The organism is Terrisporobacter muris, assembly GCF_024621905.1.
Classification (GTDB): domain Bacteria; phylum Bacillota; class Clostridia; order Peptostreptococcales; family Peptostreptococcaceae; genus Terrisporobacter; species Terrisporobacter muris.
In genome coordinates, this window is sequence record NZ_JANKBY010000080.1 from 1 (window position 1) to 12748 (window position 12748).

Here is a 12748-nt window from a genome sequence, read left to right on the forward strand (position 1 = left end):
TAAAATAAAAACCTACCTAAAAAGGCAGGTTCTATTTATTATTCAAATATATGTTTTATAAATTGAATTGGGCTGTAAATTATAAGTCTAGGACCTGAAAACTTCATAACAGCTTTAACTTTTTCTTTCATATCCTTTTTATAGCAATGTATAGGACACTTGCTACAAAAACTTTTTTCTTCACCAAATTTACAAAAATCTAATCTTTTATGAGCATATTCTAATAACTCTTGGCACTCTTCACATAACCCATCTTTATGTTTATGTTTTTTCTTACAATAAATATTTATCATAAGAGTTATGGTTTTTTTTTCTTTTTCTATTCTTCCCATTATTTTTCCTCTTAAGCTAAATTTAAAGTATTGTTTTTAACATAAATCTTTTTATCACAAATTGATACACTTGATTTTCTATGAGAAACCATTACTATAGATTTATCTTTGCATTCATTGTTTATTGACTTTAAGATTTCAGCTTCATTTAAAGTATCTAAATTACTAGTTGGTTCATCAAGAATTAATATATCAGCATCATGTAAGAATGCTCTTGCTATACCAATTCTTTGCTTCTCTCCTGATGAGAAGTTTGAACCAAGCTCACCTGCATTAGTTTTATAACCTTGTGGTAAAGTCTTTATAAACTCATGTATAGATGCTTTTTTACAAGCTGCTATAACTTCTTCTTCTGTTGCACCTTTTTTACCTATTTTGATGTTATTTTCTATGCTATCATTAAATAGGAATGTCTCTTGAGTAACTAAAGACTGAGATCTTCTAAGTGTCTTTGTTGGCATAGTTTTAATATTTTTATTGTCTAAAGATATGCTTCCTTCATTAACATCCCAAAATCTCATTAATAATTTTAAGAAGGTAGACTTACCACATCCACTTTCACCAAGAATACCTATTTTATCTCCTGGTTTTATCTCCAAGTTTATATCTTTTAAAAGATTTTCATCTCTATTTTTATATGCAAAATTTACATTTTCTATGTTTATATTAGAACTTTCTAATTCTATATCTCCATCAACTTCTTCTACTGCTGGAACTTCATCTAATATATCAAATAATCTTTGTGCACAAGCAAAAGTTTGAACTAAGTTGTTAGATAAATTACTTAATGCTACAACAGGTCCAAATGAGCTTGAAAGTATTACTATGGCAACTAGACCTTGTCCTATATTTATACTTCCTTCATTATATAAGTTTATGCTTATAAATAAGAATGTAAGTATAGCTATCATTATAGTTACATCTGTAAATGCTCTTATTATTCCCTCATGTTTTTTAATTCCAGCCATTTTTTCATCTAATATATCACTATTTTTATTTATTTGATTTAATCTATTTTGACCTTCTTCGAATAATAAAATTTCCTTTATACCCTTTAATGATTCTAATAAGTGTGAATTTGTTTTTGCAAACTCTTGTCTATATTCCATGCCAGCTTCTTTTCCAAAATTTGAAGATATGACAGGTATTAAATATCCTACTACTATATAAAATAGTGCTGAAACTGCTCCATATACAGGATTAATATTGTAAAGTATTACAGTCATTATTATTGATGTAATTATAGCTATGGCAATTGGCGCCACTGTATGAGCATAAAATACTTCTAATAGTTCTATATCACTTGTTATCACAGAAATTAAATTACCTTTTTCTTTACTTTCTAATTTAGCAGGAGATAGTTTTCTAAGCGCTTTAAAAACTTTATCTCTCAGTATTGCAAGTATTGTAAACGCTATAAAGTGACCTGAATATTGTTCTATATATCTAAGAACCCCTCTAAGTATTCCACAAGCAATTATTATAGAAATACAAGTTTTTATAGAAACTCCCATATCTATATTTAAAGCCGTAGCAGTAGCTATCATACCAAATGATGTTATTGCTATGGCTGCTAAAAATCCAAGTACACCAAATGATATAGTAATCATCATTATAGGTGCCAGTGGCTTTAATACTTTTATAAGCCTTGTCATTATTTTAAATCCCGATTGTCTATTATTCATTTACTGCCACCTCCTTTATTTCTACTTCTTCTTTGTATATATTTTCTAAGTTTTGTTGATGAGTTACTAATTCATAGTATTTATTTTTAATCATCATTAATTCTTTATGTTTTCCACTTTCAACAATATGCCCTTTATCAAGTACATATATAATATCAGCATTTGTAACATTAGCTAATCTATGAGATATAACTATTACTGTTTTATTCTTAGCTAATTTATAAATACTTTCCCAAACTTTTTCTTCACTTTCCACATCTATATTAGAAGTTGCTTCGTCAAATATATATATTTCAGGATCTGTTATTATTGTTCTAGCTAAAGCTAATCTTTGTTTTTGTCCACCTGATAAAAGTGAACCGCCTTCACCCACATTAGTTTTTAATTTATTCGGTAAGCTCATTACAAAGTCATACAGATTAGCTTTTTTAAGTGCATCATATATTTCTTCATTAGTTGCATTGTTTTTACCCATTCTTATGTTATCTTCTATACTTCCATTGAAAACATAGGCACTGTGGTTTATAAATCCAACTTTTTTAGTTAATACATCAAATGGTATTTCATTTATGTTAACTCCATTTAATAAAATTTCTCCATTATCTACTTTTGCTTGTTTTAAAAGTAAATTAGTAATAGTACTTTTACCACATCCACTTTCTCCAACTAAAGCAATCATTTTATTGTTTTTCATTCCTAAGTTTATATTTTCTAATACTTTTCTTTCTTTATCGTAACTAAAGTCAACATTTTTTAACTCTATATTTATGTTATTTAATTTATTTATTTGTTCTGCATCTAAAGCTTTTATTTCTTCTACTGGAGTATCTAGTAGTTTAAACATCCTTTCACTGGCAGATATACCATTCATAGCTACATGGAAAAATGAACCTAAAAGCCTCATTGGTATAAAGAATTCTGCAGATAAAAGTATTATTATTAAAACATCTCCAGCACTTAACATACCTGCTCTGAATTCAAATATTGCTATAAGTATACCAAGAGCAGAACCACCAAAAGCTATTATATCCATTACTATTATGGAATTTAATTGCATTGATAAGACTTTCATAGTTATTTTTCTGAAATGCTCTGCATTATCGTTCATTTCTTTATTTTTATCTTCATCAATATCAAATATTTTTAAAGTTGTAAGTCCTTGAAGATTTTCTAAGAATGAATCTCCTAAATCAGTGTAAACGCCCCAATATTTACTTAATAACTTCTTAGCTATTTTCATAACTACCATTATTGTAATAGGTATTAAAGGTACACATATTAAAAGTACTATTGCTGTTTTAAAACTTATAAAACTCATTGCTGCAAATAAAGTTAATGGTGCCACTACAGAGTAAAACAATTGAGGCATAAATCTACCAAAGTATATTTCTAATTGTTCCACACCATCTACTGCTATTTGAACTGTAGAAGATGTAGATATTGTATTTGTATAATTTACACCTAAACTTAATAATTTTTCATATATTGTACTTCTTAAAGTTTTTTTAACTTCACTTGATGAGTAAAGAGAAAATTTAGTAGATAAGAAGTTCGCCACAAATCTTATTCCTAACATTGCCATTATAAATATAGATGTAATCATCATATTTAAATTTAAATTTCCATTTATTAATTTGTCTACAGTAGTTCCTATAAATAAAATTAATGCTATATTACATATTATAGAAATCCAATTCATTAAAACTGTAAGACCAATCCATTTTTTTGAACTATCACATATTGATAGTAATCTTTTATTAAACATTGCTTGCCTCCACTTTAATTGTCTTCATTTTTGTAAATACTATAACTTTAGCCAACCACATGATAACAATAATTATTCTCATTACAAAACTATCAATAGTTATAAACATAAACAATAATAGTAATGACACAGGTATAGTTAAAGTAAGTTTTGCTCTTAAAGTCATTCCACCTTGTTCTTGGAATTTCTTTACATATTTTTGATATATTTTAGTTTGCATAAATTTTTCGTTTAATTTATCGCTACTCTTTAATAAACAGTAAGATGTTAATAATAATAATGGCGTTGTAGGTAATACTGGTAAAAATATGCCTATAATACCAAGTATTAAAGAAATCATACCTACTGTTAAAAATAAAGCTTTTTTTGCTATATTCATTTTCATCCCTCCTAACATGCTTTTGTTGGAACAAAATACATATCTTCTTTCTCTACATTGCAAATTACGCCTTCCACATTGTAAACAGATTTTATTGTATTTTCATTTATAACCTTTTTGGGGTTTCCTTCTTCTATTATTTTTCCATCTTTCATAATCACAATATTATCACTGTATTTTATTGCTTGATTTATATCGTGAAGAACCATAATTATTGTTATACTATGTTCTTCGTTTAACTTTTTTACAAGTTCAAGTATTTCAATTTGATGATAAATATCAAGATAGGTTGTAGGTTCATCAAGAAGTAGGACATCTGTCTTTTGTGCTAGTGCCATAGCTATGAAAGCTCTTTGTCTTTGACCGCCAGATAAACTCATAACTTTAGTATTTTTTATGTCCTTTAAGTTTGTAGACTTAATTGCCCAATTTACTATTTTTTCATCTTCATTTTTGTTCTTACAATGTTTGCTATGAGGAACTCTACCATAACTAACTAAAGTTTCCACATCTAAATCAGCTGGTGATTCATTATGTTGATGAACTGTGGCAATAAGCCTTGCTATTTCTTTAGTTTTCAAATTCTTTAAATTTGTATCTTCTAAATAAACATCTCCTTTTAATGGCTTGTTGTAAGTTGATAAAATACTAAGCAACGTGGATTTACCACTTCCATTTGGTCCTAAAATAGTAGTTATTTTACCTTTTGGAATATTTATATTTAAATTTTCTATAAAAACTTTGTCTTTATTATAAGAAAAGCTTATATTCTCTCCTCTTAACATTTTTTAATACTCCTTCTTAATAAGAATATAAAGAATGGTCCACCTATTACTGACATAACAATACCAACTGGTATTTCATAAGGTACAAATAAACATCTTCCCATTGTGTCAGCTATTAAAAGTAGCATAGCTCCCATAGTGAAAGAAAAAGGTATTAGATATTTGTGATCTGAGCCTATTAAAAACCTTCCTATATGAGGTACTATTAATCCCACAAAAGAAATAATTCCTGCTACACCTGTACTTATACTTGCTAAGAAAACAGCAACTGATGATATTATTATTCTTTGTTTGTTAATGTCCACACCTAAGCTCTTTGCTGTTTTATCTCCAAGACTCATTAAGTTACAAGTTTGTCTTAGTGTAAATGATATTAATACACCTATTAAAGAATAAATAGCTAACATTTTTGTATCTGACCATGTAACTGTAGCTAAACTACCATTTAACCAATTTGTAACTGATGATATTCCATTTGAATTTACAGTTGTTAATATGGATGACATGGCAGAGAGCATAGCATTTATAGCAACCCCTGCTAGAATTATTCTAAGAGGTGAGAATCCTTTGTCATAAGCTATTGAAAATACTAACAGTGCTGACATTAACCCTCCACCAAAAGCTAATATCGATTTTAAATTATTAAGCGCTGGAAAAAGTACCATTATTAATACTGCAACTAGTGATGCTCCTGCAGAAATTCCTGTTATGCCCGGATCTGCTAAAGGATTTTTTACAACAACTTGTAAAAGCACACCACATATAGCCAAGTTTCCACCAACTAATATAGCAATAATAATTCTTGGAAATCTTAACTCCCTTATAATAGACATATTACCTTCACTAGAATTTGTAAATAGTCCTTTTAATAGTTCACTATATGATATATCTAAAGATCCAAGTTTCATCGATATTAAGGAAACAGCAAATAAAAATATTATGGATGCTACTATGTATAATGTTTTTTTCCTGTCTAAACTTTTATTGCTCATTTAAGATTTCTCCCATCTTATCTAGTGCTTCTATAACTTTTAAGTTGGCACTCATTCCAAAATATCCATTTTCCAGATAATACACTTTATCATTTTTTATAGCGTCAAGTTGTTGCCAAGTATCTTTAGCAAATTCTTCTTCCACAGTTTTCTTTGCTTCTTCAGGAACAGCGTGTGTCATTATAAGAATTTTATCAGGATTTCTTTTTATTATTTCTTCCATATTCACTTGCATGAAAGATGAAGTTTCACTTTCAAAAATATTGTTCCCACCAGCAATTTTCACTAAATTACCTACGTAAGATAAATCTGTTGAAACCATTACAGATCCAGGTGCACCGAATAGTATAAGAACTTCTTCATCACTTTTTTTATTATTTAAAGTTAATTCTTTTTCCTTATTTTCTAATTCTCCTATTATTTCATTTGCTTTTTCACTTTTATCAAATTCTTTGCCTAAATCTAATATTGTTTCTTTTAGCCCGTCAACATTACTTAAATTAACAAACTTGCTTGGTATATTATTTTCTGTAAATTTCTTTTCAAAATCCGAACCTAAAGTATCTACAGAAACTACACAAGTTGGGTTTAATGATTTTATTATTTCTAAATCTGGATTCATAGGACTTCCAACTTTTGTTGCATCCTTTACGCTTTCTGGTAATTCATAGGAAGTAGTTGGAACACCACTTACTTCAACACCTAATCTATCTAAAATTTCTGTTACAGCAACTGATGTTGCAACTACTACTTCTTTGTTATTGCTATTAGGCATTTCGCCTTTATTACTTTCACCATTTGAACAACCTATCATTAAAGCTAATGTTGTTAATGAAAGTAATCCAACTATTTTTTTCTTTAAGCTCATCTTTACCTTCCCTTTCTTTAACTTAACAATAATTTCTTATTTAATTTCACCTTTTACTATAAACCTTTGTTTGCCACCATTCGTACAAGTTACTAAGGTAATTTCTTTTTTGCTCATATCTTGATTTAACACGTCTATTTTATCTGATTCGACAACTCTAGTTTCAGTTATTGTGTAAGTAAATTCATCATTTACTGTTTTTATTTTTATCTTATCTCCAACTTTCACCTTGTGAACTTCATTAAATACTTGATTGGTATAATAAGTACTACTATGTCCAGCTAGCGCAAAATTGCCCTCTTCCCCTGGCATTGCACTTTCTTCAAAATGAGTTACATGATATCTTAAATATTTATTATCAGTAGACTCTACTATTACATTTTTTAAATTAACAGATTCTATTTCTATAATTCCAATTTCGTCTCCAGGATTTACTTTAGTTATAACTTCATTATTTTCTATTTTTTCTTCAAAGGATGTTAAAGCTTTTTTATCTACATACTTAGAATAAGTAATTAGAGTTAAAGAGCCTATTACAATTAATAGGCCCATAGAAATTAAAATTTTTGAAATTTTATTTTTCATAAACTACTTTTTTAATCTTCTTAAAAATAATGTTATTATAACTATGACTAGTACTACTGACGCACCTATGAAGAATGTTTTACTTGAAGGTTTGCTACCCTCATCTGCTGATTTATCATCTTTTGCATCTTCATTAGATGTGCTTTTTGCTTCAACTTCTTCTTTAGGCTCTTCTATGGCTTGTACTAATTTTAAAGTATCTTCCTTTGGAATTATGTCAAATTCAACATCTCTTTCCATGGCATCTACATATATTTTAGTGCTTAGATTTGGAGTTATAGAGTCTGTTTCAAATTTAAATTCTATTGTATTTTCATCTTTATTTTCATTCAATGTTTCAACATCAATTTCTTCACCATTAAGACATATTCTATGGTTATTCATATAATTAGTTCCACTAAATTTCACTGTATAATACCATTTACCATTACTTTTTTCTAAAGTCATATTTTCATCTAAATATTGTCTAGCCATATTCATTCCAATTTCTTGTTCATGGTAAACATCATTGCTTATTTCATAAATGCCACTTTCTAATTCACTAATTTCAGCTGCACTTGATACTATTCCTTGTGCACTTATTATTAGAGAAAATATAGCTATAAGAAATAATTGCTTAATTTTCTTCATCTATATATTCCTACTTTCTTTTTTTTCTAAGTAATACTCCACTTGCAGTTAATAATCCACCAAACCCTAGTATCATCTCACTACCAAAAGCACTACCTGTTTGTGGAAGTTTTCCATTTTGCACTTCAAAATCTTTTACAAATGTTAATGTATCTTCTAATAGTTTAACTCCAAATGTAACTGTTGAGTTCATTGGGATTACATGGACTTGCACTTTTATATCTGCATTTACATTTGGTATAGCAAATCTTATAGATTTTGAGCTTGAGCTACTAGATGTTACAGTATAATTTACTAAACTTCCATTTACGTATATTTTGTGATTGCTCATTAAATCAACACCTGTAAATGTTAATGTAGCATACATTTTTCCATTAATCTCTTCTATCTTTGTAGTAGAGTTTAAGTATTTTCTAGCCATTTCTTTTCCAGTTGCACTGTCTGATATTATTTCATTTTTTATAGTATATAATTTACCTTTTACAGTTGTGTTTTCTGCTACTATATCATTTGAACCACTAGTTGAATTATTATTTGATGATGAGTTATTATTTCCACCATTATTTATACTTCCACCATTTGTATTAGGTATAGTTGGTTCTTCATTTGAACTTATGAACTTAACTGTACTTTTATCAAAAGAAACACCAAAGCTTACAGTTTGATTCATAGCTGTTACAAACATATTCATTGTTATTTTTGCATTTAGATTTGGAACTTCTAAGCTAAATTCAACAGTATCATTATCTATTACATTTTTAGTAAATTTAACTGTTTTATTATTAACTTTCATACTTATATCACCCATTAAGCTGTATGAAGACATTCTTAATGTTATATAAGTTTTTCCATTTTTAACTTCCATGTTAGTAGTTTCACTTAATAAACTTCTTACCATTTGGTATCCTACAGCATTGTCACTATGAACTATATTTTTTAATTGATAATATCCATTTTTATAAGTACTATTTGAGTTTGATGAACCTGAATTTGATCCAGATCCGTTACTTGACCCATTTCCTGAATTACTATCAGATCCAGAATCATTATTTGAATCCCCTAATCCAGTATTATCGTCTTCATTATCACTTGGAGGTGTTACTTCTCCTTCATTTCCTGACTCTTCAATCTTAGATTGAATTCTAGCTGAATGTGTCATGCTTCCTATTGGTGTGTTATATGTAAAAGTTAATAACATTTCATCTTCTAAAGAAGATATTTCAAATTCCACTGTTGCTATATCACTTTTTTTATCATATTCAAATTTTGTTTCAACTTCTTTTCCATTTACTGAAGCTTTCATAGCTGTAAACATGTTCCCACTATTAAAATTAATCACCATGTATTTTTTATTATCTACTACTTTTAATTTACTTGATTCTAAATATCTATTTGCTGATGAATCTTTATCTTCAGTTTCATGTTTTAAAACAGTGTTTAAAGTTTTCTCATTTTCTTTCACTTCTTCTTTATCATTTTCATCTTCGTCTGGTACGCTTGGTGTTGGAGAAGTAACTGCGTCATCTTCTTCCGGAGTTGTTGGTTGTGTAGGTATCTCTGCTTTTTCAACTTTTATCCTACACTCTGCATCTACCACAAAACTTCCGAAAGGATTTATTTTTACACCTAATGTTATGTTATCATTTAAAGAATTTATTTCAAATTTTACAGTTTTAGTATCATCTGAACTATCTGTAGTTATATTCCCTTTAACTGCTTCTCCATTTACACTAGGATTTAATTCCTTTAATAAGCTTCCACTAGTAAATTTCATTATCATATATATCTTATTATTAGAGATTTGTATCTTAGTAGATTCCAAATATCCATTGGCCATAGAGTCTTCATCCGAAGTATCTTTTATTAATTTTGCATTTATATCATACGTACCTTCCACGTATTGAGTTATTGCTGTAGAGCTTTTCATTATTTCAGCAGCACTTACTGGTGTTAATGTACTCCCAAATACCGACATTATTGCTAAAGCTATTGCTGTATTTTTTACTAATTTTCCTTTTCTTATCATAGTATTTCCTCTCTCCCTGAATCATTTTGTAATATTAGTTTATCATCATTGAGAATCATTGTCAATAAATAATAGTTATCATTTTTATTAACATATATAGAAAAAAGAGCTAAATATATTAATAAATTTAATATACCTAGCTCTTTCTCTACATATTAGGTGCTAATTCATAGTCAAACTCTTCTTCTATCATGTTTAATATTTCTTTATTACTTCTATTATTTATTTCATCATTATAATTATTTGAAAATATTTTATTATCATAAGATGAGTCACCACAAATATCAACACCTATTATTTCATGTTTTTTACATATACCTATATAAATCTCCTTTAATTCTTTTAATGTTAAACTTCCTTGATCCCAATCAGTTATAGCTTCTTTAGAGTTTATAATATCTTTATCAATAGAAATATATATGGGTAGATTAATATTTTCTTTTGAAAACTCTTCCCAATTATAATTTGTTTTAATAAACTTTTCATTAAAGCAAATTATTTTATTTTCATATCTTTTATCAATGGACTCAATTAGACTTTCTTTAGCTCCTATAATTATTACTTTTTCAATATATTTGTTATTATCTAATGTTTTTTTAACCCAACAACCACAAGACATTAGTTCCCTAAAAAATGAAGGTTGCATATCTGTATGATGATCAAACAATACCAAGATGAATGGCTCCTTAATTTTTTCCAACATTAAATAAGAAACATAATGGTAATTTCCTGAGTCAATAAATTTTATCTTGGCATTACAAAATTTACCAATCCTTTTCCGTATTATATTTAAAGATTTTTCATCACAATACCTACTAACACTTTTTAAATCACTTAAATCAAGTACTTCATAATTTTTATTTTTATAAAAATCTTGATTTTCATAAGTATTATTAAAATTTAATATACATATTTTTTCCACAAAGACTTCCCCCTTAATTAATAAATTTTTACTCTCAATTAGATTCTATTACTTTTTTATACAGTATTTATCCTATTTTTTCTTATTTATTCTTACAAATAGTATTCTAAATTGACAAAATATGATAGAATGTCTTTTATAATAAATTTTAAAACATTTATTATTAAATTCTTTGTTTAAATAAAAGGAGAGAAACATGAATAAAAAAATACTTAGTCTTATAATTGCTCTAAGTCTTCCATTAACTTTTTTAGTCGGATGTAACAAGTCTAAAAATGATGAGTTTGTAATGACTGAAAATACTACAGCCTTAGATGGAAGTGTTGAGTATAGTGCAAAAACTTATAAAGATGCTTTCTATTCAACAGAAAACTATTCTGATGAGTATTTACAAAATGAGTTTGAAGCTATTGTAAAAGAAATCACTTCTAAAAAAGATAAAGAGGAATTAGTAGATTTATTAAAATCTTATTCTAATACACAAGATGGAGATTTTAGTTTTGTAAAATCATGCTTTGAGAAGTATGATAATCAAAGCGGAAATTCTCAAGATGTTACTTTAGATAGTAACGGTATGCATGAGATTTCTTCTAGACTTTATAAAGCAACTTTAAATGCTACTAAGAAATACTATGATATTAATGATTTCTACATATACTACAAAGATAAATTATCAGCTTCTTCTAGATCAAAAGATAATGAAGATTTTGAAAACGAAGTTAAAATTACAGCAATAAAAGAATATACTATTGCAAATATTTATAAAAATGCTTACAATGATTCATTCATATCAGAAGTAATAACTTCTATTGAGACTTCTTCTAATAGCGATGAAACTGTAAATGCTCCAACTGAAAATGTTACAAAACCTGAAACTAATACACCAGTTGTTGATAATAATAATAATAATACAACTACTGATGATGATTCAGATGATACTTATCCTGAGTATTTAGAATTAACTGAAGCTGTAAAAAGTCAAATTTATGATGCTGGTGTAAATGCTGCCATTGAATTTATAGGACAAAATATTCAAACTTCATCATCAGCTTATTGCAGAGAAGTATACGATGCTTTAGAAAATGATAATCCTCTTGGTGAAAACAAAGAAGAAGGATATAAATCTTTCTTAGAAGGATTTAAAACTACATTAGAAAACAATAGTGTTGATTTTGAATAATTAAGAAAAAGCTATGCATATAAAATGCATAGTTTTTTTATATTTTTATTTTTATGATTTGTGTTTTTATATAGTTTTCTATTATAATATTTATAGGGGGTGATGATATGAATTTTGGTGATAGAATATTATACAATGATAATAACAATAATGTTTCAAAAGGGGTTTTTATAAAAGAACTAAATCAAGTAGAAGTATTAATAAAGTTAGATGATAAGAGTGAAAAAAGCATAGTTTCTAAGCACTGCATTAAATTTGTAAATAATATGGATAATATGGATTTAACTCATGCAATTGCTGTAGCAGATTATATATCTAAGGAAAAGTATGATGGACACTTCACTCTCCTTTGCTTTACTACGGGATGTAAGTTTTGCTTTGGAACACTAGATAAAATTAATTATAATACTACAAGTTTAATGGCATCTGGAAAAACCATAGAAGATGCTATAAAAATAGCCATTGATAAGAAAATAGACTCCGACAAAATTTTAGATACTGAAGATAAAATGTACAAATAGAGCTACATATATAGTTTGAATTTTTATAATAATTCATTAATGTAATAATTAATGGATTATTTTTTTTATTTGTTTTAT

General features: G+C 27.4%; 13 protein-coding genes. 2 read left to right on the top strand and 11 right to left on the bottom strand.

Annotation, left to right across the window (positions count from 1 at the left end; all coding sequences use genetic code 11):
- Window positions 1-38 precede the first annotated feature (38 nt).
- From NSA58_RS08355 to NSA58_RS08405, 11 genes are all read right to left on the bottom strand, one after another.
- Entirely contained in the window at window positions 39-332 is a 294-nt protein-coding gene (locus NSA58_RS08355) for a nitrous oxide-stimulated promoter family protein (protein WP_074429499.1), read from the bottom strand.
- Between the two features lie 11 nt (window positions 333-343).
- Entirely contained in the window at window positions 344-2017 is a 1674-nt protein-coding gene (locus NSA58_RS08360; RefSeq protein WP_039678282.1) for an ABC transporter ATP-binding protein, read from the bottom strand.
- Window positions 2010-3782: an ABC transporter ATP-binding protein/permease gene (locus NSA58_RS08365; RefSeq protein WP_074429500.1), complete on the bottom strand. Its 1773-nt coding sequence runs from the start codon at window positions 3780-3782 to the stop codon at window positions 2010-2012. The genes NSA58_RS08360 and NSA58_RS08365 overlap by 8 nt, the downstream gene beginning before the upstream one ends.
- Complete coding sequence (locus tag NSA58_RS08370) at window positions 3775-4161, bottom strand: DUF454 family protein (protein ID WP_039678280.1); 387 nt, start codon at window positions 4159-4161, stop codon at window positions 3775-3777. The genes NSA58_RS08365 and NSA58_RS08370 overlap by 8 nt, the downstream gene beginning before the upstream one ends.
- An 11-nt stretch (window positions 4162-4172) precedes the next feature.
- The gene (locus tag NSA58_RS08375; protein WP_039678279.1) at window positions 4173-4946 is read right to left on the bottom strand and encodes an ABC transporter ATP-binding protein; all 774 of its coding nucleotides are present in this window, start codon (window positions 4944-4946) and stop codon (window positions 4173-4175) included.
- Window positions 4940-5938 (bottom strand): FecCD family ABC transporter permease, encoded by a 999-nt coding sequence (locus NSA58_RS08380; protein WP_039678278.1) that lies wholly within the window; start codon window positions 5936-5938, stop codon window positions 4940-4942. The genes NSA58_RS08375 and NSA58_RS08380 overlap by 7 nt, the downstream gene beginning before the upstream one ends.
- On the bottom strand, window positions 5928-6806 hold the full coding sequence (gene isdE / locus NSA58_RS08385; RefSeq protein ID WP_039678277.1) for a heme ABC transporter substrate-binding protein IsdE: 879 nt from the start codon (window positions 6804-6806) through the stop codon (window positions 5928-5930). The genes NSA58_RS08380 and isdE overlap by 11 nt, the downstream gene beginning before the upstream one ends.
- A 36-nt stretch (window positions 6807-6842) precedes the next feature.
- Window positions 6843-7391, bottom strand: coding sequence for a class D sortase (locus NSA58_RS08390; protein ID WP_074429501.1), 549 nt, complete (start codon window positions 7389-7391; stop codon window positions 6843-6845).
- 3 nt (window positions 7392-7394) lie between these two features.
- Complete coding sequence (locus NSA58_RS08395; RefSeq protein WP_257560387.1) at window positions 7395-8021, bottom strand: NEAT domain-containing protein; 627 nt, start codon at window positions 8019-8021, stop codon at window positions 7395-7397.
- A gap of 10 nt (window positions 8022-8031) precedes the next feature.
- On the bottom strand, window positions 8032-10047 hold the full coding sequence (locus NSA58_RS08400; RefSeq protein ID WP_074079341.1) for an NEAT domain-containing protein: 2016 nt from the start codon (window positions 10045-10047) through the stop codon (window positions 8032-8034).
- 148 nt (window positions 10048-10195) lie between these two features.
- Window positions 10196-10969: an arginase family protein gene (locus NSA58_RS08405; protein ID WP_074079340.1), complete on the bottom strand. Its 774-nt coding sequence runs from the start codon at window positions 10967-10969 to the stop codon at window positions 10196-10198.
- Window positions 10970-11165: 196 nt separating this feature from the next.
- On the opposite strand from NSA58_RS08405, the gene NSA58_RS08410 reads away from it, so the two are divergent.
- Both NSA58_RS08410 and NSA58_RS08415 read left to right on the top strand, forming a co-directional pair.
- Window positions 11166-12149: a hypothetical protein gene (locus NSA58_RS08410; RefSeq protein ID WP_257560388.1), complete on the top strand. Its 984-nt coding sequence runs from the start codon at window positions 11166-11168 to the stop codon at window positions 12147-12149.
- Window positions 12150-12256: 107 nt separating this feature from the next.
- Window positions 12257-12670, top strand: coding sequence for a hypothetical protein (locus tag NSA58_RS08415; RefSeq protein ID WP_074079338.1), 414 nt, complete (start codon window positions 12257-12259; stop codon window positions 12668-12670).
- The last annotated feature ends 78 nt before the right edge of the window (window positions 12671-12748 follow it).